Raw genomic sequence first — 26456 nt, 5'->3', positions numbered from 1 at the left:
TGCGCTCCTTGTTCAGGCCATAAAGTCGGCGGCCATATCCGCGTCGGTGCGGGCTTCGAGCCGCCCGTCTCGACACGCCTTGCGGAACACCTCATAGTCCCGCTCGACCTGATCGGCGTAGTCCGTCGCGTAATGAATCATCGCCTCGCCCAGACGAATCCCCTTGCCGACATAGCCCACGAGTTCGGGCGCGCATCCCCCCGCTTTGGCATGCGCGCGGGCCAGCACCCAGCCACACAGACCGGCGTATTCGCGGAAGCCGTCGGCCCGGAACAACTCGAACTGCGCGGATATCTTCATGTCGCGCAGCTGGCGGCCATAGATACTGCGACCGAACGGTCCCGAACCCCAGCCGAGGAAGGCATCGGAGGCCGCCTGCATGAGGCGCTGCCCCTCCACGACACGACGCCCGTCATGCTTGGGCGTGGCACTGCGGAAGAAGCGAGAGACGACCGAGCGAGAAGCCTCCTTGAACTGGAGGAACAGCGGCTGCTCGTGGGTATCCATCATCAGCAACACCAGACAACGCGTACCGACGCTGCCGACGCCCACAACTTTGAAGGCCAGGTCCTGCTGCGTATAGCTATCAAGCATTCGGGCACGATCGGGCGGGAGCGAATTGGCGTAACTCTTATAGACGGGGGCGAACAAGGTACGCCAGTCGCCCAGACCCAGCCAGTCGTCTTCCGGACCGAAAAGCGTAGTCGTGCCGTGGACGTGGAACACCGTGGGCGGCGCGTCGCGAATCTGCCAGTGATCGCCGACCTGCTGCGCGAACTTCGGCAGGACGTTCTCGTGGGTGCGGCCGGACGCCCGGGCGATGCCGCGCTTGACGCCCTCACGCACACGATCGGTCCTGGCCAGATCGATCATGCGCTCAAAGGTGATCTGCTCGTGCCAGAGTTCAATGGTCGGCATGTGAGCGTACTCGTCCAACCGTCGGGCGTAGCTGTCCACGGCGGCGCGCACCATCTCGACACCCAGCGTGTCGCCGAAGCCGAACTGCCGTGCGGCTAGCACCAGACTCGCGCACAGCCGCTTCAGATCCCACTCCCACGGACCGGGCGCAGTTTCGTCGAAATCGTTCAGATCGAATATCAACGTCCGCTCCGGGGTGGCGAAGCCGCCGAAGTTCGCCAAATGGCAGTCCCCGCAGATCTGCAGGGTGAGCCCGGTGTTCGGCGTACCTGCCAGATCGTGCGCCTGGATAATCGCACTGCCGCGATAGAACGCAAACGGCGACGCGAGCATCCGGCCGTAACGCAGCGGTACGAGCGCCGCCACCCGCCCGTCGCTGCTCGTTCGCAACAGTTCCACGATATCGCGGTCGGTGTTACCGAGATGCGAATGGCTGCTGCGGGGCGTCTTTTCGCGAAGCTGCCGCCCCGCTGCGACGCGAGCCTCGAATGGCACGCTAGGCACCGTCGGCTGTGAGGTTGCGGTAGGTGCGACAGGCACTGCGGTCGGAGCGGCTGGGGTCGCTTTCGCGGCACTTGCCTTTTTCGTCAACGATTTAGCGGTCATGACCAGCTCCTTATTCTTGTGATGTCGGTGATGTCGGCGATGGCGCGGATGTCGACGGCACACCGCCCGCATCCACGGGCGCACGCGCCGGGATCGGATACCAGTGTTCCGGCCGGATCGTCAGCGGCGAATGCGGTTGCTCTTCGAAGTGCGGCGACATGATTTGCACGCCGTAACGGTTGAAGACGTCCTGAATGTTTTCGTGAAGCGCAGAGATCGCGGCAAAGCGCGTGGATGGATCGCGCAAGGTGCCGAAGACTTCGTACTCGACGTAGAAGTCCGACAGCGCCCGCTGCAACACATACGGCGCGGGCTCAGCGGCGATTTGCGACGTCTGCGTCGCCGCTTCGATCAGCATGGCGTGCACCTGGCGCCACGGCGTGTCGTAGCCAATGGTCAGCGTCGTGCTGATCGCGATGCCGTGTCCACGCCCCTGCGTCGTGAAGTTGCGCACCGTGGACGCCACGACGACGGCGTTCGGGATGGTCAGCTCTTCCTGTGCGAGATTGCGCAGCTTGACCGAAAGCGCATCGACGCCGATGACCACACCGGTAGCGTCGCCGATCGACACGAGATCGCCCTTCTTCAGCGAGCGGCTGTAGATCACGACCATCCCGCTCATCAACTGATTCACAATGCCGCTCGATCCCAGCGTCACCATCAGACCGAGCAGGACCGACAGACCTTTGAAGACGTCGCTCTGCGCGCCCGGCATGTAGGGGTAGGCAAATGTCAGCGCCAGCCCCCAGACCACAACCGAGACCAACCGCCGTGTTGCACCGGCGGTCTCGGGGTGCATGCCGGGAATGGACAGACGTCCGCTTTGCACCGCGTCGAAGACATTGTTGACGAGGCTCTGCAACGCGCGCGTGAGAAGAAAGATCACGATGACGGTGAGGACGCCCGGGATGGCAGCGGCCACCCCGATGCCGAAACGGTCGACAAGCGTCCACAGGAAGTCCGACAGGCGACCGGCCAGCGGCTGACTGGCCGGGAACTGCATCAGCACGAAGATGAGGTAGAGGTAAGCGACGGCCAGCGCGAGACATACGGCCCCGATCTGCACGATCTGGTGCACAAGGTGGACGGCCGACCCTGTCCAGTCGAAGGTGCGGGCCGTGCGTTGCAGGACACGCTTTTCGAAGGCGGTCTGAAGGCGGGTCTCAAGTCGAGTCCGCATGCGCCCGATGCCGATCACGAACATCGCCAGCACCACGGCACCGAGCGCACTGAGCGCGATGCCGCGCAAAATTGTCGGCCAGTGAAGCTGCTCGCGTCGCGCGGCGAAGGCCGCCTGAAGATTCGTCTGCACCTCGGCTACGACGGCGTCGAACGGACGCGGGTCGCCCGGCGCGAGGTCGTCGGTCGTGAGTGCAAAGAGGATTCGGTCGCGCACGCGAAACGCCACGCCGGACACGCCGCCGAGCGATGCGTGCAGCACGTCGACAGGCAAATCGAAGGCGCGCCCGGGCAGACTGTCGAGTACCGCCTGCGCCCGAGCCACCCGCACTTCGGGGGTTGCGCCACCCAGCGTGCCACGGAACGTGGCGACCGGCCGGTCCATGAAGCGAAGCTCGGCCCCGTCGCTCGGGGCGTTGGCGGATGCGGCCGCAGCCCCCGAAGAGGCCTCCGGCGAAGCGGCAACCGCAGATGTCGCTGATACCGCAGCCGTGAACGGCGCGACGGCTATTCCAACTACCACCAGCACTTGCAACAGCCCCATGCGAATGCGCATATCACGGCTCCTGCGGGCACGTTGGCCACCAAGATTGCACTCAGTGAGAGGAAATCCCAAGGAAATCAGGCAAAATCTAGGGCTGCTGTATTTCGCCCCGCGCGGGCGGGTATGGACGGATTATTCACTATGGCATCGGCACTGTCGAGCATCGACGCCGCAGGCGCGAAGACGCGCGCGCGGGATGTGGGCAGTCGCAGGTTCCCAGATTCTCGGAAATATTCCACCGCAATCCTCAACTATTGGCGATGCGTGCCGATAACCAGTTAAGCGGGACTTTTCGGTCGGTTTTCATATGTCCAGTTCGTACAGTGGTTGGCTTGTTGCGCTATCGCTCGCAGTGGCAGTACTGGCGTCGTTCACGGCGCTCGACCTCTCAGGTCGCATCTATCTTATGACCCACCGTGGCATGCGCCACGCGTGGCTTGCCGTGGGCGCGACCGCCATGGGCATCGGCATCTGGTCGATGCACTTCATCGGCATGCTCGCCCTGTCGCTGTCACCTTCGTGGTCGCCGCTCGACTCGAAAGCCACGCTTGCGCTCGGTTACGACCCGGCCATCACGGCGGCGTCGCTCGGTATTGCAATCGCGATTTCATGGGCGGCGCTCTGGCTCGTCGCCAGCGAACGCTTCACTCGGTGGCGCCTCGGATGCGCGGGCGTCACGCTGGGCATCGGCATCGCCGCCATGCATTACTCAGGCATGGCCGCCATGAAGATGGACCCGGACATCAGCTACGATCCGTTGCTCTTCGCCGCGTCGATCGCCATTGCCATTGCGGCCGCCACGGCGGCGTTGTGGATCGCCCGGACGTTGCGCGACGGCAGCCTGCGCTTTGTCATGGCCAAGCGCGTGGGCGCCGCCATCGTCATGGGGCTCGCCATCACGGCGATGCACTACACGGGCATGTCGGCCGCCACGTTCGCCGCAGGCGCCGTCTGTGGCGCCGCCAACGGCGTGAGTTCGCCGTGGCTGGTCACGACCGTGAGCCTGTTCACCTTCCTGATTCTGGTCACCACCCTGCTCGTCTCCCGTCTGGATGCACGCACGAGCTTCCTGGCCAACTCCGTCCTGCAACTGAACACCCAGATCGCCCGCATGGCGACGTACGACGCGCTGACGGATCTGCCTAACCGCCGCGCCCTGCATGACGCCGCCGCGCGCATGCTGATCAACTCGCGTCGCGACCAGCGCCGGTTTGCGGTGCTGTTCATGGATCTGGACGGCTTCAAGACGATTAACGATTCGCTGGGCCATAACGTGGGCGACGACGTGCTGCGCGCCTTCGCCAAGCGACTGCGCAAGAACGTGAACGGCGACGACGTAGTGGCCCGACTGGGCGGCGACGAGTTCGTGGTGCTGCTCGGTTCGCTGTCGTCACCCGAAGTTGCGGGACGCGTGGCGCAGCGACTGCTCGACGACATGCGAGACGGCCTGAAGGTCGGCTCCCAGTCGCTGCACGTCATGCCCAGCATTGGCGTGGCACTCTTCCCGGACGACGGCGACAGCATCGACCTGCTGCTCAAGCACGCCGACACCGCCATGTACGAAGCCAAGCGCGCGGGCCGGGGCATCTTCCGGTACTTCGAGCCGCGCATGAACGCGGCAGCCCAGCGCACCTGGGAGATCCAGCAAGCGCTGCACGACGCCGAGAGCGAACAGTACTTTTCGCTGCATTTTCAGCCGAAGTATCGCGGCGACACGGAGGCGCTGGCAGGTGCCGAGGCCCTGCTACGCCTCACACACCCGACCTTCGGCGAGTTGCAGCCGGCCGACTTCATCCCGGTCGCCGAGCGCACGGGTCAGATCGTGCAGATCGGTTACTGGGTGGTGCGTGCCACCTGCAAGCACATCAAGGAGTGGGATGCCGCCGGGTTGCCGCCGGTGAAGGTTGCGATCAATCTGTCGCCGCGCCAGATGGCGCAGTCGCAACTCGTAGAGAACATCGTGGAAATCGTGCAGGACGCTGGCATCGCTTGCACGCGCCTGATGTTCGAGATTACGGAGACGGTGGCGATGTTCGATGCACAGCACACGATCGATGTGATCCGCGCCTTCCAGGATCACGGTTTCGAGGTGGCAATCGACGATTTTGGGACGGGCTATTCGAGTCTGGCGTACTTGCAACGCTTCCGCGTCAAGCAACTGAAGATGGACCGCTTCTTCACCAACGGACTGGATACTTGTGGACGCGAAGGCAGTGCCGTGGTGTCTGCGATCATTGCGCTGGCGCACTCGCTCGACATGGACGTGGTTGCCGAAGGCGTCGAGACGGCTTCCCAACGCGAGGCACTGAAGACACTCGATTGCGACGAGTTGCAAGGCTTCCTGCTGGGCAAACCGCTCACCGGTGACGCCTTTGCGCGCCTGCTTGCGTCGCTTCCGGGCATCCCCGGCGCCCCCATGATGGCGTGAGCCGCCATCACAATACCAAGCAAAATCAACGATCAGCCGCCGCTTCCTCAGAACCGACTTCCGCTTTTCCTTCTGCGTCCGCCACAGGCTGTCCCGTCGCAAACGCCGCGGCGCGCGCCAGGCGCGCACGCATGCTCTCGGTCGCCACCGGCCCTGCGGTCGGCACGTGTCGCTTCGGGTCCAGACGCACCCCCGTCACCGCATCGACCACGACTGGCTCGACCACTTGCCCTGTCTCCCGGTCCACCAACTGAGCCGCAATGCCTTCCGGCGCAAAGTGACGGTTGCCCCACGCGAGCAAGGCCCACAGCACCGGACGGAAATCCCGACCGGCGTCGGTGAGCACATATTCGAAGCGCGGCGGGCGGTCGCAGTACTGACGACGCGCAAGCAAGCCTTCTTCCACCAACGCATGCAGACGTCGGGTCAGCATGTTCGGCGCGATATCCAGACGACGCTGAAAATCGTCGAAGCGCGTGGTGCCGTAGCCTGCCTCGCGCAAGATCAGAATGCTCCACCATTCGCCCACGCGCTCAAGGCTGCGGGCGATGGGGCACTGCATGTCGCGGAATGTCTTTCGTTGCATAAGGATTCCTCCTGTTCAGCGCCGTCGATGACGACAGTGCTGCCTATTACCATGCAAGTGAGCATAAGCGCGTCGACACCGGCGGGCAAGCCGCTCGTGCCTCGAGCACTTCACATTTCACTTTAACAACGAGGCGCTATCGCCACACATCATTTAAAATCAATAACTTACGAACGATTTACAACGCAAATAGTTTGAAGTGAATTCTCTGACCGATATCCTCAATGCGCATCTGCGCTCGGCGCTTTGGGCGGTGCAACCCGTCGCATGAGCGGCACCATTAGCGTCACGCCCAGGAAGATCAACCCCAACCCGCCGAAGATGTCGCCGAACGTAATCGTCTGCGCTTCACGCAACGTCAGCAGCCAAAGTTGACGAAGCGCCGCCGTCTGCGCATCGACCACATCCAGTCCAGTCGCGCCCAGCCGGGCGCCCACGCTCGCCAGCCACTGACCGACCGCCGGATTGCCCTCACCCATGTGCTCGGCCAGCCGGAAGAAATGCAGATTCGTCCGGTCGTTAAGGACGGTCGTGCAGACGGCAATCCCGATAGCGCCGCCGAGGTTGCGCATCAGATTGAAAAGCCCCGACGCCAGACGCAATCGTGCAGGCGGAAGGCTGCCCAGCGTCAGCGTGACAATCGGCGCCACCGCGAATTGTTGCGACGCACCGCGCAGCGCCTGCGGAAGCATCAGTTGCAACGATCCCCAATCATGCGTGATGGGCGCGAACTGCCACATCGACAAGGCAAAACCGCCAATTCCGAGCATCATCAAGATGCGCAAATCGATCCGGTTGGCCAACATTGCGTAGATAGGAATCGACAACAACTGGAAGACACCCGTGGAGAACACAGCCATCCCGATCTCGAACGCCGAAAATCCACGCACGCGCCCAAGAAACAGCGGCGTGAGGTAAATCGTCGCGAAGATGCCGATGCCCGTTGCAAACGAGAAGAAGCACCCGAGCGCGAAGTTCCTCTGCTTGAGCGCTCGCAGATCCACAATCGGCTGCGAATACACCAGACTGCGCCAGATGAACGCCACGCCGCACAGCCCCGCGAGCCATGCCGTCGCACGGATGGTGTCGTCACCGAACCAGTCCCAGCGCGGCCCCTCTTCCAGCGTGTATTCGAGACACCCAAGGCTGACCGCCATCAGGACCATGCCGAGGTAGTCCGCACCACGCAGCAGCGAGAAGTCGGGCCGGTCGATGCGCACCATCAGCGGCACCATTACCGTCACGAAGATGCCCGGCACGATGTTGATGAAAAACAGCCAGTGCCACGAGTAGTTATCCGTGATCCACCCGCCGATGGTCGGCCCGAGTGTCGGCGCGAGTGACGAGAGACCGCCGATTACCGCCGCTGCTACCACGCGCTGCGGCCCACTGAAGAAGGCGAACGCCGTGGTGAAGACCAGTGGAATCATCGAACCGCCGAGAAACCCTTGCAGCGCACGGAACGCGATCATGCTCTGGATGTTCCACGCGGCGCCGCACAGCAAGCTCGCCACGGTAAAGCCCGCCGCCGAAGCAGCAAAGATCCAGCGCGTCGACATCACGCGAGACAGCCAGCCCGAGAGCGGGATCACGATGATCTCGGCAATCAGGTAGCTGGTCTGCACCCAGGCCGTTTCGTCCGCACCCGCCGAGAGCCCACCGCCGATATCGCGCAACGATGCCGACACGATCTGAATGTCGAGCAACGCGATAAACATGCCGACGACCATCGTGCCGAAGGCAATGATCTTGGCGGGCGTCGACATGGCGTCGACCGAGAAGCCGCCACCCGCCGCTGCCGGTGCCGGTGCCGCCGTCAATCGCGGTCGTTCGTCGTTCGCGGAGTGACCCGGCGATCCGCCGCTGTCACCACTGGCAGGTAGCGGTTGCGCTGCCCCCGAGTTCGCGGCGCTCATCGTGCGGCTACCTTGGCGGGTGCCGGGGCCGACGACTTGTCGCCACTGCCATCGCCACGCGCATCCACCTCGGCCGTCACCGAGAGGCCGGGGCGCAGCGTCCCCAGACGTGCGTCCGCATCGTCAAGCTGCACCCGCACCGGCACGCGCTGCACGATCTTGGTGAAGTTGCCCGTCGCGTTTTCCGGCGGCAACACGCTGAATTGCGCGCCCGTCGCAGGGGCAAGACTCGCCACGCGACCGTGGAAGACGCGACCGGGCAACACGTCTGCCTCGATCTTCACCGGCATGCCGGGACGCAGATGCGCCACCTGCCCCTCCTTGAAGTTCGCGTCAACCCAAAGACCGTGCGCGGGCACGACGGCCAGCAGTTGCGTGCCCGCCTGTGCATACGCGCCCGGACGCGCCCGGCGGTTACCGATCGTGCCGTCGACCGGCGCGCGCAGCACCGTGTATTCGACGTTGAGTTTGGCGATGTCGCGCTCGGCAACGGCCTGTGCCAGTGCCGCCTGCGCCTGCTGCTTCTGCGTGGCGATCACGTCCAGTTGACGCTCGGCTGCCACAGCCCCCGCCTCCGCCCGCTCGCGATTCGCGGCAATCTGCTTGTAATCGGCGTCCGCCTTCTGCGCACTCTGCACCGACACCGCCGCCTTGGCGACGAGATCCTGATAGCGCACTTGATCATCGTGTGCGCGCCGCGCGTCGGCGGTCACCGCCACCACACTGGCGCGCGCCTGTGCAATGACCGCCGCCTGCAACTTCGTCGTCGCATCGAGATTCGCTATCAGCGCCTGTTGCGCGGCAACAGCCCCTTCGGCCTTTGCCAACGCGGCCCGGTAATCGCGGTCGTCCAGCCGCACCAGCACGTCGCCCGCATGCACCGTCTGGTTATCCGTCACCAGGACTTCTGCGATGTACCCCGGCACTTTGGGGCCGAGCACGGTGACGTCGCCACCCACATAGGCATCGTCCGTCGATTCGAGATAGCGCGCCGTCGTCCACCAGTAAGTCCCGTAGCCGAGCACCGCAATCGCCGCGACGACAGTCGCGCCACGCATGGCGAAGCGGCGCGGGAACTTGCGCTTCTCAGAGGGACCGTCCGGTTGGCTGGCGTGTTGGGCGGGAGTGCTTGGGGATGTCATGGGTCGATCCTTCTTCGCGCTTAAGGCGGTGATGAGACAGAGAACGGGAAATCGCAACCCGGGGGTTGCTTTCATAATGGAAGTGAGTATAGAGTTGCAACTATCATCTTGCAAGTAACTCGTTAAATTCCATGAATGCAACCCTGCTCTCGGTGTCCGGCGTTACCCCGTCGATTCTGCGCAATGCCTTACTGGCGCTATCTGTCAGCGCGATGGCCGGGTGCGCCGTCGGCCCCGATTACGTCGCACCGAAGGCCGATTTGCCGACGCATTTCCAGGGCAGCGCAGCCCTTGCGCAACGCGATGCGAGACACGGGCTGGCGGGCACGCCGCCAGAAAACAGCGTGGCATTGGATCGCTGGTGGACGAGCTTTCGTGACCCGGTACTGACGGAGATCGTCGAACAGGCGCTCGCCCAGAACCTCGATTTGCAGGCCGCCATGGCACGCGTCGAACAGGCCCGGGCGCAAGCGCGTGCGGCCGGGGCGCAACGACTGCCCTCGCTCACACTGGACGGCAGCGTGACGCGCGAGCACCAGTCGCTGGAAAGCCCGCTTGGTGTCGTGGCGCGCAACCTCCCCGGCTACAACCGCAACATGACGATCTACGACATCGGCGCGGGCGCAAGCTGGGAACTGGATCTGTTTGGTGGACTGCAACGCTCGGCGCAGGCCGCAGGTGCGTTGGCACAGGCGGCGCAAGCACAGCGTGACGGCGTGCGTGTGAGCATCGTGGCCGAAGCCGCCGATGCCTATTTCCGCGTCAGGGCCGCCCAGCGGCGACTGGCCATTGCGCAGGACCAGATCGACACAGACGCCCGGTTGATGGAAATCGTCCGATTACGGCTGAAGGATGGCCTGGCGACGGCGCGCGAACTGGCGCAATCGGAAGCGTTGCTGGCACAAGCACACACGACGCTGCCGCCGCTGCGTATCGAGCGCGAGACGCAACTCAATCGGCTCGATGTGCTGATGGGCGCCGCACCGGGAACGTATGCACGACGCATGAGCGTGGCAACGCAGGATGACGACCTGAAGGCGCGTGCGCTGACGATTCCCGCTATCGGTGACGCCAGCGCCCCCACCGATTTGCTGCGACGCCGACCGGATGTCATCGCCGCCGAACGCAAACTGGCGGCGTCGAACGAACGGATTGGCGTATCGCTCGCGGAGTATTACCCCAAGCTGTCGCTCTCGGGGGTGCTGGGATTCGACACGCTCGCTGGCGCACGCGTACCGAGCGTCGCAACGTTCCAGCCGCTCGCCGCGCTGGGCCTGCGCTGGCGCCTGTTCGATTTCGGACGCATCGACGCCGAAGTCGCGCAGGCGCGCGGTGCAAATGCACAAGCTTTAGCGGAGTACCGGCTGTCGATGCTGCACGCCACGGAAGATGTCGAAAACGCCATCGTCACACTGGTGGAATTGGAGCAGCAACGCAAGGATCTGGCGAGCGCCGTCGACGCACAGACACGCGCGCGCGACAGCGCGCAGGAGGCGTACACGGGCGGGACCGTCAGTCTTTACGAAGTGCTCGACGCCGACCGCCAGTTATTGACAGTGCGTGACGCCGATGCCCGTGCACAGGCAGACAACGCGCGGGCGGCCGTTGCGACGTTCCGCGCGCTCGGCGGTGGATGGGAGGCAGATGCGCCGACACTGGCGCAGGTGAAGTGAACGTCGGCGTCACACCGATCAAGGACGTCGCGCCCGACGCAACACTGAAGCCGTCGGCGCGACGGCGCTGCTCAGACGCCGCTTGACGCCCTGCGTCATGCCGCGTCCAGCAACCGAACCCGACACCGCCGGTGCCGCCAACATCGACTGATAAGTCGAGGCCAATGCTTCCTGCGTACTGACCTGCTCGCGCAGTCGGGCGATCACTGCATCCTGCAACGCTTTGGCCGAGCGCATTTCGTGCTGCGCTTCGGTCATCGTCGCGAGACTCGCCTCAGCCTCCTGCATTTGACGTTGCGCCTGCTTGCGCTCATGCTGCAACGACTTGATGGATTCGCGCGCCGCATCCAGCTCCAGCATCAATCGGCGCTCGTTGGCATCGGCACGCTCCGCAAGCTTCGACCGCTCGGCATCCCAGTCCGCACGATGCGAGGCATGCGCCTCCTGCATCGCTTGCGCCGCGTCGCGTGCCGAGGCAAGCGACTGACGTGAGGCAACGGCATCCGCCTGCGCATCGATGAGCAACGCTTCGGCACGACGTGCCTGTGCCTGCGCTTCATCGCGCGCCTGACGCGCATCCGCCGCCGCCGTCTCCGCCGAAGCAATCCGCTCGTGCAACACGGCGCGGGCTTGCTCCAGCGCTTCGCGATCTGCCGCCAATTCGGCCGCCCGCGCATCGAGCGCCGCTCGCTGTACAGCAGCCTCCTCGGCCAGCGCCGTGCGGGCTTCGTGGATCGCCAACGCCCACAAATCCAATGCAGCGCGGGCCACCGGCTCCGGCATTGGCACACCGTCCGGCAAACTCGCTAAACCGCCATTGGCACCGCCCCCACCGTTCAGACGCGCCCCCAATCCCGCAAACCACGCATCCAGATACGGACTTACGGTGTTCGGCGATCCGCGCCCCAATTGCTGGCGAATCCGCTCAATCGTCGGACGCTGCCCCGACATCAATAACGTGTCGGCGGCCGTCCACACGTCGTGCTCGGAAATGCCGCGACCGCCCTGTCGAGGCGACGGTGCGAGCGTGACGGATTTGGGGGTTTGGGACGCAGTCATCGCGAACACTCCTTGAAATCGACGGCATTGCCAAATAAGTCACGATAATGGAAGATTATCGATATTTATTTATGACATACGTTATATTTACTACATATTACATATGAATTCATATGTTCGGTAGGATAATTACGTTTCAAGGCGATTCAATGCGCAAAAGCAACGCTGGCGATATCGTGAAAATCGTGGACGCCTCCCACCTCCCCGCGCCGCTGAACCCGGCAACACTGGATGCCGATGCCCGGGAAGCCGCACAGGCGCTCGTTCATGAAGGCGACTCGGCAAATACGCGTCAGAGTTATCAGTCGGCCATGCGTTACTGGATGGGTTGGTATCGGTTGCGCTACGGTGCGCCGCTGATCCCGCCGCTATCGGCCGCCGTGATCGTGCAGTTCGTCGTCGATCACGCACAGCGTCAGGGCAAGCATGGGCTGACGACGGAGATGCCCGAGGTACTCGATGCGGCGCTGGTCGCACAAGGGCTCAAAGCGCGCGCCGGTCCGCCCGCGCTCGCGACGCTGCTTCACCGGATGAGCGTCATCGCCAAGCTGCATACGTCGCGCGATCTGCCTAATCCCTGTGCGGAACCGGCGGTAAGGGAGTTGCTCGCGAAGACACGTCGCGCCTATGCGAAACGCGGCGTGCGGACCGCCAAGAAAGATGCCCTCACCCGCGAACCGTTGCGCGCGCTGCTGGCCACCTGCGACGACACGCTGCGCGGCAAGCGTGACCGGGCATTACTGCTCTTTGCATGGGCGAGCGGCGGACGCCGACGCTCCGAAGTCGTTCGCGCAACGTGCGAGAACGTGCGACGCAGCGGACCGGAACATTACGTCTATACGCTGGGCTGGTCGAAGACGAACCAGCAAGGGGCCGACCGTCCGGAGAATGAAAAGCCGGTGACGGGTGCAGCCGCCGCCGCGCTCACCGACTGGCTGGCGGCGTCCGGCATCGAAGACGGTCCGATCTTCCGGCGTGTGCGGCGCGGGGGCCATATCGGAGAAGCGCTTTCGGAGGCCGCAGTGCGCGATATCGTGCGCGACCGCTGCGCACTGGCAGGCCTCGACGGCGATTTCTCTGCGCACTCGTTGCGCGCAGGCTTCGTGACGGAAGCGGCACTTCAGCAAGTGCCACTGGCGGAAACGATGTCGATGACCGGACACACCAGCGTGGCCACCGTTGTCGGATACTTCCGTCGGGCAGACATGCAACGCTCGCGTGCCGCCGATCTGATGGGCGCCGACGACGGCGCGCAAGAATAGGCATTACGTGAGCGATGCTCAGTTATCGCCTTGACTCCCGAGCACCACCGCAAGATGCCCCGACAGCACCAAAGGTGGCTGGCATAAAGATGCATTTCAGTGGTATCTTTTGTCGCCATAGGCGTATGCCATAGTGAACATACCGCCTGCTGTGACTGCCGCTGTTCCCCCCCATTGAACACTCTTAGGTGCAGATCGTCATGCCTAGCTCCCTCGCTTCCCAATCCCGTAATCGCGCGCTCATCGAGCGACTCGGCCTGCTCACGCCAATCATTCAGGCACCGATGGCGGGCACGTCCACACCGGCGCTTGCGGCTGCCGTCTCCAACGCAGGCGGGCTCGGCTCCATTGGCGTAGCGGCGGTAAATGCGGAAGCGGCTCGTAAAGCCATTCACGAGACGCGCGCCCTCACGCGCAAACCGTTCAACGTCAACGTGTTCTGCCACGCACCGGCCAAACTCGACGCCGCGCGCGATGCCGCCTGGCTTGCCTATCTGGCGCCGGAATTCGCACGCTTCGACGCCACGCCGCCCGCCACGCTCAGCGAGATTTACAAGAGCTTTGTCGCCGACGACGCGATGTACGCGATGCTGCTCGAAGAGCGTCCGGCCGTCGTCAGCTTCCATTTCGGTTTGCCGTCGCAAGAGAAGATCGACGCGCTGCACGCCGCTGGCATCATGCTGTTCGCCACGGCGACGAACCTCAACGAAGCGCGCGCCATCGAAGCGGCCGGTGTGGACGCCATCGTCGCGCAGGGATATGAGGCCGGTGGCCATCGCGGACGCTTCGAAGATCTCGGCGACCGCGTGCCGACCGACGACGAGCAGCTCGGCACCCTCGCCCTCGTGCGGTTGATCGTGACGCACACGTCCGTTCCCGTGATCGCCGCTGGCGGCATCATGGACGGCGCGGGTATCGCTGCGGTGCTCGCGCTCGGCGCGCAGGCCGCACAACTCGGCACGGCCTTCGTCGCATGCCCGGAATCGTCGGCCGACGCTGCTTACCGGGAACGACTCACCGGCCCGAATCCGCCGCGCACCGCCCTCATTCGCGCCATCTCCGGACGCCCCGCTCGCGGCTTCGTCAACCGGCTCTATGCGCTTGAACAAACCGCCGAGCGTCCTGACTTGCCTGCCTATCCTGTGACGTACGACGCAGGAAAGGCCATCAACGCCGCAGCCAAGGCCAAGGGCAACAGCGACTACGCCGCACAATGGGCCGGTCAGGCCGCACCGCTCGCGCGTGCGATGCCAGCCAGTGAGCTCGTGGGCGTGCTGCGCGCAGAAGTGCACGAGACGTTCGACGCGCTGCGCGATCTCGCCGCCAGCTTCTGAGACGGGGCCAGACCATGACTACGAAAGTGTCCGCCTCGACCCGCATCACTCAACGTCTCGGTATGACGACGCCGATCATTCAGGCACCGATGGCTGTTGCATCGACACCGGCGATTGTCGCGGCCGTCTCCAACGCGGGCGGGCTCGGCTCGCTCGCCGTCGGCAATATGGATGCCAGCGCCGCGCGCGATGTGATCCGCCAAACCCGCGCGCTGACCTCCCGTCCGTTCAACGTCAATGTCTTCACGCACGTGCCCGCGCAAGCCGACGCCGCGCGCGAAGCCGCATGGCTTGCCTATCTCGCACCGGAATTCGCGCGCTATGACGCAACGCCGCCGGAAGCGCTGCGCGAGATATACCTGAGCTTTGTCGAAGACGTCGCGATGTATCAGATGTTCCTCGAGGAGCGCCCGGCTGTCGTGAGCTTTCATTTCGGCCTTCCGTCGCAGGACTGGATCGACGCATTGAAGACCGCAGGCATCGTGCTCTTCGCTTCAGCCACGAATGAAGCGGAGGCCGATGCCATCGAAGCTGCGGGTATCGACGCTATCGTGGCGCAGGGCTGGGAAGCCGGTGGGCATCGCGGACGCTTCAACGACGAAGGCGACCGCCGGGCGAGCGAAGACGAGCAACTCGGCACCTTCGCGCTGGTGCGGCGGCTGGTGGCACGCACGTCGCTGCCAGTGATTGCAGCGGGCGGCATTATGGATGGAGCAGGCATCGCCGCCGTCCTCGCCCTCGGTGCGCAAGCGGCCCAAATGGGAACGGCGTTCGTCACCTGCCCGGAGTCGGGTGCCGACGCGGCTTATCGAGACGCGCTGCTCAGCGGACATCCACCGCGCACGGCGCTCATTCGCGCCATCTCGGGACGCCCGGCACGCGGACTCGCCAATCGCTTCTGGGCATTGGAGCAAGTGCCCGGACGGCCCGCCATTCCGGACTATCCCATCACCTACGACGCGGGCAAAACGCTCAACGCGGCCGCAAAGGCACACAAGGAAAGCGGCTATGCGGCACAATGGGCCGGTCAGGCGGCACCGCTTGCGCGTGCACTTCCCGCAGCGGAACTAATCGACTTTCTCACGCGAGAAACACGCGACGCCATCGCAGAGGCCATCTCTGGCTGACGCAACTTCGTAGCGACGGTTGTCTCGCATCCGGTGAGGACCGTCGCTTGCGCCTGCCCCACAGCCCACCCGCTTCGGAGACTTCAAGGCATGTTCAATGCAATCCTGTTGACGCAGTCGGACGGTGTCACCCACGCTCAGGTGACCGAACTGCAAGACGATGCACTGCCTGCCGATGGCGACGTACTCGTCGCCGTCGATTACTCGACCATCAATTACAAGGACGGCCTCGCCATCACCGGCAAAGCGCCCGTCGTACGCTCGTGGCCGATGGTCGCTGGCATCGATGGGGCAGGCACTGTGCTCGAATCGTCGCACCCCTCGTGGCGCAAGGGGGATCGTGTGGTGCTCAATGGCTACGGTGTGGGTGAAACACACTGGGGATGTCTCGCACAGAAGGCCCGACTGCGCGGCGACTGGCTCGTGCGGTTGCCCGAACGCTTCACTCCGCGCGACGCCATGATCATCGGCACGGCGGGCTACACGGCTATGCTCTCGGTCATGGCACTTGAGCGCGGCGGTGTGCTGCCGCATCACGGCGATGTGCTCGTGACAGGCGCTTCGGGCGGGGTCGGGTCGGTGGCCATCGCGCTCCTCAGCTCGCTCGGCTATCGCGTCGTGGCGTCCACCGGCAAATTGCATGAGACGGAGTATTTGCAGGCACTCGGCGCCTCAGAGGTCATCGACCGTCGTCTGTTGTCGGACCCGGGTAAGCCGATGCAGAAGGAACGTTGGGCGGCGGTGGTCGATTCCGTCGGCTCGCACACGCTGGTCAATGCCATCGCACAATTGCGTTATGGCGGTGTCGCGACGGCATGTGGTCTCGCGCAAGGCATGGACTTTCCGGCCAACATGGCGCCGTTCATTCTTCGCGGTGTGACGTTACACGGTATCGACAGCGTGATGGCGCCGCGCGAGTTGCGCGAGGAAGCGTGGCAACGGCTTGCGCGCGATCTCGAACCGCAAAAGCTCGGCGGCATTTCCCATGACGTCAGCCTTGCGGACGCCATCGCCATCGGTCAACGCATCGTCAAAGGCGAGATCCACGGCCGCGTGGTCGTGAATGTGAATCGCTGATCTCTCCGCCGCAACGACAAAGGGCAGCCAACTGGCTGCCCTTCAAACTGACGTCCACCTGCAACGTTCGCGTCAGTGACTTCCTCCCAGATACGCCGCGCGCACCTTGTCGTCGTTGCGCAGACTCTCTGCCGGGCCGTGCACGGAAATGCTGCCGTTCTCCAACACGTAGCCATAGTCGGCCACAGCCAGTGCGGCGGCCGCGAACTGCTCCACGAGCAGCATCGTCACACCTTCCGCTTTCAGGTTGCTGATGATGCGGAAGACCTCGTCGACCAGAATCGGCGCCAGACCCATTGACGGCTCGTCGAGCAGCACGATGTCCGGGCGCAGCATGATCGCGCGCGCCATCGCCAGCATTTGCTGCTCACCGCCCGAAAGCGTCCCCGCCAATTGATTGCGACGCTCCTTCAGGCGCGGGAACAAGTCCATCGCGCGGTCCAGATCCGCCGCCACATCGCCGCGCGGGCGGCTACCCGTCAGACGCGGAAACGCGCCCAGACGCAGATTGTCCGTCACCGACATCGTGGCGAACACACGGCGGCCCTCCGGCGAATGCGCCAGACCGAGCTTCGCAATGCGATGTGAGTCGAGTCCGTCGATACGCTTCTCGCCGAGCGTAATTTCTCCCGACGACGGTTTGATCATGCCGGACACGGCACGCATGGTGGTTGTCTTGCCCGCGCCGTTCGAGCCGATGAGCGTGACGACCTGACCGCCCGGCACATCGATGTCGATGCCGTGCAGCACCTGCACCTTGCCGTATCCCGCTTGCAGATTACGAATGGAAAGCATAGTGGTTCCGTTTGTCCGTCTATCCCGGTCAGTGCGCGGTCGATGCGCCGCCCAGATACGCCTCGATCACCTTCTCGTCGGCCTGAATCTGCGCGGGCAGCCCTTCGGCAATCTTCTGCCCGAAGTCCAGCACCGACACCGTCTGGCAGGTGCTCATCACCACGTCCATATGGTGCTCGATCAGAATCACCGTAATGCCGTGATCGCGAATCTTGCGGATGATGGCGAGCAACTCGCGAATGTCGGGGGCCGTCAGACCGGCCGCCGGTTCGTCGAGCAACAGCAGACGCGGATCGAGCGCGAGCGCACGGGCGATTTCGAGCAGACGCTGTTTGCCGTATGGCAGGTTGCGCGCCTCCTCGTCGGCCAGCGAAGCCAGCCCCACGAACTCCAGCAGACGCATGGCACGCGCACGCGCGCCGTCTTCTTCGCGCTTGTATCGCGGCAGACGCAACGAGACGTCCACCAGCGTCGAATGGAACGTGTGGTGCAGACCGACCAGCACGTTTTCGAGCGCCGTCATTTCACCGAAAAGCTGCACGTTCTGGAACGTACGCGCCACGCCCGAGAGCGCAATGTCGGCGGACGTGCGTCCGGCCAGCGACTCACCGGCAAACTCGATGCTGCCGGCCGTGGGCACGTAGATGCCCGTCAGCACGTTCATCATCGTGCTCTTGCCCGAGCCGTTCGGGCCGATCAGGCCGTGAATCGTGCCACGCTTGACCGTCAGGTCCACCTGGTTGAGTGCCTTCAGACCGTCGAACTGCATCAGCAACTGGCGCACTTTCAGCAACTCTTCCGGACCGCTAGCCGCAGCCATGAGCACCGGGTCGTTGCTGCTGGCGGCCGCTTCGTCCACCTGCGTGGCCGACGCCGTGAGCGTGCGACGGCGATGCAGAACGCGCGAGCGCAGAAAACCGATAATGCCGTCCGGCAGGTAGTACACGACGAACAGAATCATCAGACCGAAGATCGTCAGACGCCAGTCGGTGATGCTGTCGCGCCACCAGGTCACACCGGCCAATGCGATGGTGCCGATCACCGGCACGGCGGCCTTCGCGAGTGTGGTCCGTCCGCGTGCGACCGCAGCGACCGCCGCGACCGTCGTGACGGCAGCGATGGCCGACGCGACAATGCGGAAGATGTTGATGTCGTCGAGCAACTGCGGCAGCAACACGATAATCGCCGCGCCCAGCAACGCGCCGCTGCGCGTCTTGCGTCCGCCCATGATGACGGCCAGCAGGAACAGAATCGTCAGCTCGAAGTTGTACGTGTTCGGCGAGATGTACTGCTCGGAATAGGCATACAGGCTACCGGCCAGACCGGCAAACCCGGCGCTGATCACGAACGCATACACCTTATAGCGGTACACCGACACGCCCATACAATCCGACGCCACCGGTGAATCGCGCAACGCTTCGAAGGCGCGACCGAGGTGCGACTTCAGAATGCGATGGGCGACGAGCATGCTCACCAGCAGCAGCACGGCGACGATCCAGTAGTACTCAACTTCATCGATCGGATGACCGCCGATGACCGGCTTCGTGAGCTTGATGCCCATTGGACCGGACGTCAGGAAGTCCATCTCGTTGATCAGGATCTGGATGATCGTGCCGAAGGCCAGCGTCACCATCGCCAGATACGGGCCGATCACGCGCAAGGCGGGCAACGCGAGCACGGCACCGAAGGCGGCGGTGACGAGCACTGCGGCAGGCAGTGCGAGCCAGAGCGAGAGTCCCAGCTTGGTGAAGAACACACCCGCAACGTAAGCGCCGATGCCGAACAGGCCCGCGTGGCCGAGCGACACCTGCCCCGTATAACCCACCACGATATCCAGCCCGAAGAGCAGGATCGCGTAGATCATGATCGTCTCGATCATGTGGATGTAATACGGGTTGCCGATGGCCAGAGGAAAGCCGAATAGCGCGACGATGCCGAGCACGGCAGCGATCTTGGTCAACGCGCGCGTGCCGCCGAGATCGCCGGCTCCGCGTGCAGTGGAGGTCTGTGCGGTCATGGTTACACCTTCTTGATGGCGGTCTTGCCGAACAGGCCTGCCGGCTTCACAGCCAGCACGAGCAGCAGCAGTACGAGACCCGGCACATCTTTGTAGCCGGTCGAGATGTAGAACGCAGTCGTGGTTTCGGCCACACCGAGGATCACGCCGCCAACGAGTACCCCCATGCCGCTCGACAGACCGCCGATGATCGCCACGGCGAATGCCTTGAGGCCGAGCACGGCACCCATCGTGGCGCCAGTCAGCGTGAGCGGTGCGACCAGCACACCGGCAAACGCTGCGGCCATCGACGACAGCGCGTACGAGAACGTAATCACCAGACTGGTGTTGATACCCATGAGCCCTGCGGCGTCGCGATCGTTCGCGGTGGCCACCACGGCCTTGCCGTAGATCGAGCGACGGTTGAAGAACTCGACAGCGGCCATCATGAGCAGCGCGCCCACGACCACGAGCAGCTCCATCGGCAGCACGTTCGCGCCTAATAGACTGATCGGGGCTTCGGGCAGCGGCGACGGAAATTTGAGGTCGTCACGGCCCCAGAGGTTTTCCGCAACGTTCTTGAAGATGATCCCCAGCGCAATGGTGGACATGATCCAGCCGAATTCCGACTTGATCCGCAAGGCGGGTTTCACACCGATGCGTTCGACGAACGCGCCTTGCACGAGACCGAACAGGCAGACGATGGGAATCATGAGCCAGTAGTTCAGCCCGAGGGTGTCGACGAGCGTCAGGCCGACCAGTGCGCCGAGCATCAGCGCTTCGCCCTGGCCGAAGTTCAGGGTGCCGGACGTCGCAAACGTCAGTTGGTAACCGAAGGCGATCACGGCGTAGATCATCCCCAGCGCGATACCGCTGTAGATGAGTTGAATCAGGATGGTCATGCGGTCCTCTCTCGCGAGTGCGAGCCTACGAGCGATGCTCGGGAGGCATTCGGTACTTGTGCCGCGCACCGGTCCCGAGTGCCGGCGGCAGGCGACAGTTGCGTGAAGACGGCACGCGCGCCTCGCCCGGAGGCCCCGAAGCCGATGGCTCGGGGCGCAGGCGTGAGAGGCAACGCGCGCCGTCGTTCACCCGTCATGGCTGCAACGGCAGCCCAGGCAGAGGTGCGGCTTACTTGGAGGCCGTCGTGCCCGCCTTCTCGCGGACCTTGCTGCCCGCCTTCAGGTCGCTGTCGTAGGCATACACGACACGACCGCCCTTCACTTCGCCGAACACCGGAATGTTGGCCGTGATGGCGTCGTGATCGTCATGCGTGAACGGGCGATCGTACGTCGTGACCACGCCTTCGACCGGCGTCTTCAGGTCTTCCAGTGCTGCGCGCACCTTCGGGCCGTCCGTGCTATTGGCCTGCTTCATGGCCGCCGCCAGCAGGTAGATCGAGTCGTAGCCTTGCGCAGCCGACACCGCCGAGTCGATGCGGTTGTTCTTCGGCTTGAACATGGCCAGATAGCCGTCGATGAAGGCTTTGCGCTTGGGCGTGTTGGGTTCCTGAATGAACGTCTGCGGCATGCGTGCCCCTTCGCCGTTCGCGCCCGAGTTGTCGATGTAGTTCGCCATCGCGAGCGTCCAGCTACCGACGATCGGCAGCTTCCAGCCGAGCTTGCCCATGCCGTTGGCGATCTGTGCCAGTTCCGGGCCGATACCGTACGTGAGGATCACGTCGGCGCCAGCCTGCTTGGCCTTGAGCAACTGGGCCGTCATGTCGACGTCCTTGATGTTGAACTTCTCGACGGCCACCGGCGTGATGCCCTTGGCCTTGAGCGCTTTTTCGAGGTCTTCACGACCGAGCTGACCGTAGTTGGTCGAGTCGGCGAGAATCGCGGGTTTCTTGAAGCCGCGACGCGTAATGGCTTCTTCCACGATCATCGGCGCCTGAATGCTGTCCTTGGCCGAGTTGCGGAAGACGTAGTTGTCCGGGTACTGAGGCGGTTTGAACTGGTCGGTAATGACCGTGCCCGTGGCCACGTTGTTGAACACCGGAATTTTGGCGTCCTGATAGAAGCGCTGCGACGCGAGCGCCACGCCGGTATTGATGAACCCGACGGTGGCCACCACCTTTTCCTTGTTGATCAGTTCCTGAGCGACTTGCACGCCGCGCTCGTTCTTGGCTTCCTCGTCGCGCTCGACGAGCTGGATCTGACGGCCGAGCACACCGCCCGACTTGTTGATCTCCGCAGCGGCGAGACGCACGCCGTCGCGCATGGAAACGCCCATCGACGACGAGCCGCCGGTGAACGGGCCGGACACGCCGATCTTGATCGGATCGGCCGCGATGGCCATCGAGGCGGACAGGGCGAACGCGACAGCGCCAGCCATGAGCTTGAATCGGAATTGCATAAGGGTCTCCTTCGGTGCGATGCGTTTCGATATGACGCTTTTTTGCTGCGATTTCCTTGGTGTCGCAGGCCCTGCCGTGGATGCGCGAATCCCGGGATGTCTCCCCCCCGTCGCACCGCCCCGGTCCTTGTAATTCGTATCAGGGCGATACCGTCAAGCACGCGTCGAACGACCAACCTAGCGCGCCGATTATGTGATCGCTGAGTTTCGCCCGCAAAGGCGGGAATACCCCTACGGGGACGCGGGTTTGCGCCCCGTTATCGCCATTTGGCGCGGGTTTCCAAGGGGTTTTGTGTCACGCGCCCATGTACGGCGCGTGTCAGGAGAACGGCACGGAGTGCCAAAGAGTTCGACTCGTATGACGGGTCGTAAGGGAGTTGTAAGCGAAAGCGATTATTCAGCGCGCAAGCGACGAGCGATCTGCGCGCCAGACGCGCTATTCGCCCGGCGCGACCACTTCGCGCGTGCCGTTGCGCCCCATCGGCGTGACGAGTCCGGCCGCTTCCATCTGCTCGATCAGACGCGCCGCCCGGTTGTACCCGATGCGCAATTGCCGCTGCACGGCGGAAATCGACGCGCGCCGCGAATTCAGCACGAAGGCCGCAGCCTCGTCGTACAGCGGGTCGGCTTCGACGTCCCCCGTCGTGTCGCCGAACAGATCGGCGGACGCCGCATCGGCCGGATCGCCCGCGAGGATGGCCTCGTCGTAGTCCGGCTCGCCGTACTGCTGCCAGTGCTGCACCACGCGGTGCACCTCGTCGTCGGCGACGAACGCGCCGTGCACGCGCTGCGGATACCCTGTACCCGGCGGCAGGAACAGCATGTCGCCCTGCCCCAGCAACGACTCTGCCCCCATTTGATCGAGGATCGTACGCGAGTCGATTTTCGACGATACCTGGAAGGCAACCCGCGTAGGAATGTTCGCCTTGATGAGACCCGTGATGACGTCGACTGACGGGCGCTGCGTCGCCAGAATCAGGTGGATACCGGCAGCACGCGCCTTCTGGGCCAGACGCGCGATCAGTTCTTCGATCTTCTTGCCCGCCACCATCATCAGATCCGCCAGTTCGTCGATGACTACGACGATGAACGGCAAACGGTCCAGCGGCTCGGGAGCGTCCGGCGTCAGCGAAAACGGGTTGCTGACCTTCTCGCCAGCGGCACGCGCAGCATCGATCTTGTCGTTGTAGCCCGCCAGATTACGCACGCCGAGCGCCGACATCAGGCGGTAGCGCTTCTCCATTTCCCCAACGCACCAATTCAGCGCATGGGCAGCTTGCTTCATGTCGGTGACGACCGGGGCAAGCAGATGCGGAATGCCGCCGTAGACGGACAGTTCCAGCATCTTCGGATCGATCATGATGAGGCGAACGTCGTCCGGCGTCGCTTTGTAGAGCAGCGACAGGATCATGGCATTCACCGCCACCGATTTGCCCGAGCCCGTCGTACCGGCCACGAGCAAGTGCGGCGCACGTGCCAGATCGGCCACGATCGGCTCGCCCGTGATGTCCTTGCCCATCGCCAGCGCGAGGCGCGAGCGATGCGCATCGAAGACCGGCGCGTTCAGAATTTCCGAAAGGCGGATCATCTGACGCTGTGCATTCGGCAACTCAAGCCCCATGCACGTCTTGCCGGGAATCGTTTCGACCACGCGGATGGACGTGACGCCCAGCGCGCGCGCCAGATCCTTCATGAGACCGACGACCTGCGCGCCGCGCACACCGACGGCTGGCTCCACTTCGAAGCGCGTGATGACCGGACCGGCAGATGCGCCGACGACCGTCACCGGCACCTTGAATTCGGCAAGGCGCTGCTCGATCAGTTGGCTTACTGCGGCAAGCGCCTCGTCCGAAACGACGTTGGCATGGTCGCTGGCCGTGGCCGGTGCCAGCAGGTCCAGCGCAGGCAGATCGTAGTCGATGGCAACACGCGGCGGCGGTAGCTCGTAAGGCGTGTCTGCGGTGAAGCTTGCCGTTTGCGACGCAGCGGAAGGCGCTGCACCGAAGGGTGCTGACGGTGCCACGGATGTGGCACCGAACGACGGGATCGCGGGGATTACCGGCGTGACGGGCGGCAGGTGTTCGGGCGTGGGCTGTGCGAGCGATGTCGTATCGTCGTCCGACGTCAGCGGCAACCCGTCCGCCCTCGCCCACGTGCCATCGGCGCGCAGAACGTAATGCGGCTTAGCGGAAGGCTCAAGACCTTCGTCGATGTCCATTGGGACGACGCGCTCGGAGACTTCGAAAGTCTCCGCCCCGTCGGCCAATGTCGACGCTGCTTCATGGACGAACGGCGCAAACGCAGGAGCAGGAACGTCAGCAACGTCGACAACATCGGTGGCACCCGAAACGTCGAAAGGCGGAAGTGCATCGTCTTCATCCGATGCTTTGGCGGCAATCTCCGCCGACGCGACAGCGGTTTCTGCGGTGACGGTTTGCGTTGCGGGTGCCGTGACGGTAGCGTCATACGCTTCAACGCTCGCCAGCACGTCGGCGAAGACAAACGGACGCGGCGGTACAGCGAAGGGCATCGCTGCGCCGGATGCCGCAGCGACCGGCTGCCGAATTTGCATCAGCGGCGGTAAATTAAGGACTTCCGCAGGCGTGAGCGGCGCAACGGGCGGCGGCATTAGCGGCTCAGCCACGACGATCTCGGGTGACGTCGTCGGTGCAGGAATCTCGGGGACCACGATGTCGACATTGCTATCGAGCGGCGTCGGGATGAGGTCGTGCGTATCTACAGCGACCGCTTCGGACGGTTGCGCCAATGTCGGCGCACCACTGACGTCTGACGACACGGGCGACGCCCAGTCTCGCAGGTCGCGCAACAATGCCTCCGCTTCCTGACGCAGCGCAATCATCGCGTCGATCCTTGCCTGCTCGGCCGCGCTCGCAGCTGCTCGCGCAGCTTCCTGTCCGGCCAGCGCCTCAGGGCTCGGGCCTTCGGGCGCCGGCTCGGCGAACGGTTCCACGACGTCGTTGACCGACCAGTCGATGGGCGAAAACTCGGCAATGTCGGACGCCAGCGGGACAGCGGCATCCGCAGCCGACCACGAGGCCGCACCACGCATGACCGGCGTTGCTTGCGATGCAGGAGCGGCAGGTGCGGCAGGTGCGGAAAGTGCCGACGCAGCGGCATTCGTTGCACTCTGCGTCGAGGCTTCATCGCCAGCCACAGAAGCCGTCTGCGATGTCGGCGCTTGCGCACGCGGTGGTGCGCCACGCGGCGGAATATCTTCGAGACCCAGCTGCGGCTTGCGGAACGGACTGTGCACGACCGTGCCGCGCAAGTGCGCCGGGGCCATGCCCACAGGGCGACGATAGCCGGTCGCGCCCGGCATCGATGTGGGATCCGGCGGTTCGGCGTGCGAAGCGGTATTCGGCGCGGGGTTTGCGTTCGTCGATACCGAGGCCGCGCGCTGCACGACCGGCGACTGCGACGACGCGGCCGGTCGCGGCTCGCGAGGTGTCAGGCCCGGCTCGGCACGCATGAATTCCGTCGTCCGCAGCGCTTCGCCACGGCTCAGTTTTGCGGCATATGCACCACGCGGCAGGACGGTTCGCGTGGTCGCAGCAGCAGCGCTACCCGATGACGCGACCGCACCGGCAGCACCCACTGCCGCCGCAACCACCGGCGTTGTGCGTCCGACCGAAGTCCCCTTCCCTGCCGGACGCGTCGCCGCACTCGCGCCAAACGACGGCTCGGCGCGCGGCGCACCGCGCGTGGTCAGCGGCGGAGGTTGCATGGCATCCAGACGCGCACGCTCTTCGTCAGACAGCTTCCAGCGCGGTTGCGCCGCCAGGCCGCGACGACGCGGCACCGGCTCTTCGATCAGACTGCCGACGTTGTGGTGACCTTGTCCGACCGTCGGCGTGTAACTGCCGCGCTCGCCACGATCCCCCGTGTCGAACGACATCTGGGACAGACCACGGACCGGCTCACGCACGCCGGCGTCGAAACGGGATTCGCGGGATTCGCGGGATTCCCGTGCATCGCGCGGCTCGAACGCAGGTGCATCGTCCTCGTCGTCGGCCGATGGGCGACGCGAGAACATGCCCCACCAGGTGGTGCCGAACACAAGCGGGAGAGAAAAGAGGAGGACGAAACCGGAGAGGCCCATGGCCAGCGTGCCGCCGAGCGCGACACTCAAACCGTGGGAGAGCGACTGGCCGATGCTGCCACCGGCGGTGTTGCTGTCACCGCCCGTCAGCGCAGCCAGCGTGGCGCTGGACACCATCGCCAGCGGAACGCCAAGCAGCATACGGAGCGTGCCGGGGCCGAAGATTCGTATCTCACCGCCAAGCAGACCCCGTACGCCAGGCCAGCACAGTGCCAGCAACCAAAACGTCGACAGTCCGAACCAGCCAAACCCCATAATCGCTCATTGCTTCAGGAAAACCCGGAGAGCGATTGTAGCAGGTAGGCCACCGCGCGGCGGCCCTGCGCACGGACTTTT

17 protein-coding genes are annotated in these 26456 nt (G+C 64.2%); 6 read left to right on the top strand and 11 right to left on the bottom strand.

Annotated features, from left to right (window positions below; genetic code table 11):
* Window positions 1-12 precede the first annotated feature (12 nt).
* Together NTU39_RS12810 and NTU39_RS12805 are read right to left on the bottom strand one after the other, a co-directional pair.
* Window positions 13-1422, bottom strand: coding sequence for a DUF2252 domain-containing protein (locus NTU39_RS12810; RefSeq protein WP_373275401.1), 1410 nt, complete (start codon window positions 1420-1422; stop codon window positions 13-15).
* Between the two features lie 112 nt (window positions 1423-1534).
* A complete protein-coding gene (locus NTU39_RS12805; protein ID WP_257959953.1) occupies window positions 1535-3259 on the bottom strand; it encodes a mechanosensitive ion channel family protein in 1725 nt (574 codons plus the stop codon).
* A gap of 295 nt (window positions 3260-3554) precedes the next feature.
* Here NTU39_RS12805 and NTU39_RS12800 point away from each other — a divergent pair, with 295 nt between their 5' ends.
* Window positions 3555-5675 (top strand): putative bifunctional diguanylate cyclase/phosphodiesterase, encoded by a 2121-nt coding sequence (locus NTU39_RS12800; protein WP_150662502.1) that lies wholly within the window; start codon window positions 3555-3557, stop codon window positions 5673-5675.
* Between the two features lie 25 nt (window positions 5676-5700).
* Here the strand turns inward: NTU39_RS12800 and NTU39_RS12795 are convergent, their stop codons facing one another.
* From NTU39_RS12795 to NTU39_RS12785, 3 genes are all read right to left on the bottom strand, one after another.
* Entirely contained in the window at window positions 5701-6261 is a 561-nt protein-coding gene (locus NTU39_RS12795; protein WP_257959952.1) for a winged helix-turn-helix transcriptional regulator, read from the bottom strand.
* Between the two features lie 221 nt (window positions 6262-6482).
* A complete protein-coding gene (locus NTU39_RS12790; RefSeq protein WP_150663421.1) occupies window positions 6483-8027 on the bottom strand; it encodes a DHA2 family efflux MFS transporter permease subunit in 1545 nt (514 codons plus the stop codon).
* 146 nt (window positions 8028-8173) lie between these two features.
* Entirely contained in the window at window positions 8174-9319 is a 1146-nt protein-coding gene (locus tag NTU39_RS12785) for an HlyD family secretion protein (protein ID WP_257959951.1), read from the bottom strand.
* Between the two features lie 131 nt (window positions 9320-9450).
* Here NTU39_RS12785 and NTU39_RS12780 point away from each other — a divergent pair, with 131 nt between their 5' ends.
* A complete protein-coding gene (locus tag NTU39_RS12780; RefSeq protein WP_257959950.1) occupies window positions 9451-10992 on the top strand; it encodes an efflux transporter outer membrane subunit in 1542 nt (513 codons plus the stop codon).
* Between the two features lie 18 nt (window positions 10993-11010).
* On the opposite strand, the gene NTU39_RS12775 is transcribed toward NTU39_RS12780, so the two are convergent.
* Window positions 11011-12051: a DNA-binding protein gene (locus tag NTU39_RS12775; RefSeq protein ID WP_257959949.1), complete on the bottom strand. Its 1041-nt coding sequence runs from the start codon at window positions 12049-12051 to the stop codon at window positions 11011-11013.
* Between the two features lie 149 nt (window positions 12052-12200).
* Here NTU39_RS12775 and NTU39_RS12770 point away from each other — a divergent pair, with 149 nt between their 5' ends.
* From NTU39_RS12770 to acuI, 4 genes are all read left to right on the top strand, one after another.
* Window positions 12201-13313, top strand: coding sequence for a site-specific integrase (locus NTU39_RS12770; protein ID WP_150662497.1), 1113 nt, complete (start codon window positions 12201-12203; stop codon window positions 13311-13313).
* 200 nt (window positions 13314-13513) lie between these two features.
* On the top strand, window positions 13514-14647 hold the full coding sequence (locus NTU39_RS12765; protein ID WP_150662496.1) for an NAD(P)H-dependent flavin oxidoreductase: 1134 nt from the start codon (window positions 13514-13516) through the stop codon (window positions 14645-14647).
* A 14-nt stretch (window positions 14648-14661) separates the two neighbouring features.
* Window positions 14662-15774 carry an NAD(P)H-dependent flavin oxidoreductase gene (locus tag NTU39_RS12760; protein ID WP_257959948.1) on the top strand — a complete coding sequence of 371 codons (1113 nt, stop codon included), beginning with the start codon at window positions 14662-14664 and terminating at the stop codon, window positions 15772-15774.
* A gap of 90 nt (window positions 15775-15864) precedes the next feature.
* Entirely contained in the window at window positions 15865-16851 is a 987-nt protein-coding gene (acuI, locus tag NTU39_RS12755) for an acrylyl-CoA reductase (NADPH) (protein ID WP_257959947.1), read from the top strand.
* A 72-nt stretch (window positions 16852-16923) separates the two neighbouring features.
* On the opposite strand, the gene NTU39_RS12750 is transcribed toward acuI, so the two are convergent.
* From NTU39_RS12750 to NTU39_RS12730, 5 genes are all read right to left on the bottom strand, one after another.
* Window positions 16924-17646, bottom strand: coding sequence for an ABC transporter ATP-binding protein (locus NTU39_RS12750; protein ID WP_257959945.1), 723 nt, complete (start codon window positions 17644-17646; stop codon window positions 16924-16926).
* A gap of 28 nt (window positions 17647-17674) precedes the next feature.
* The gene (locus NTU39_RS12745) at window positions 17675-19663 is read right to left on the bottom strand and encodes a branched-chain amino acid ABC transporter ATP-binding protein/permease (protein WP_257959944.1); all 1989 of its coding nucleotides are present in this window, start codon (window positions 19661-19663) and stop codon (window positions 17675-17677) included.
* Window positions 19664-19665: 2 nt separating this feature from the next.
* Window positions 19666-20544, bottom strand: a complete 879-nt coding sequence (locus NTU39_RS12740; RefSeq protein WP_242561325.1) for a branched-chain amino acid ABC transporter permease — start codon at window positions 20542-20544, stop codon at window positions 19666-19668.
* 229 nt (window positions 20545-20773) lie between these two features.
* The gene (locus NTU39_RS12735; protein ID WP_150662492.1) at window positions 20774-22000 is read right to left on the bottom strand and encodes an ABC transporter substrate-binding protein; all 1227 of its coding nucleotides are present in this window, start codon (window positions 21998-22000) and stop codon (window positions 20774-20776) included.
* Between the two features lie 436 nt (window positions 22001-22436).
* Window positions 22437-26261, bottom strand: coding sequence for an FtsK/SpoIIIE family DNA translocase (locus tag NTU39_RS12730; RefSeq protein ID WP_257959943.1), 3825 nt, complete (start codon window positions 26259-26261; stop codon window positions 22437-22439).
* Window positions 26262-26456 lie beyond the last annotated feature (195 nt).

The sequence above is a fragment of the Pandoraea commovens genome, assembly GCF_024704525.1.
Classification (GTDB): Bacteria; Pseudomonadota; Gammaproteobacteria; order Burkholderiales; family Burkholderiaceae; genus Pandoraea; species Pandoraea commovens.
The sequence above is the reverse complement of the archived record's forward strand: the minus strand, read 5'-3'. Positions and strand labels throughout refer to the sequence as shown.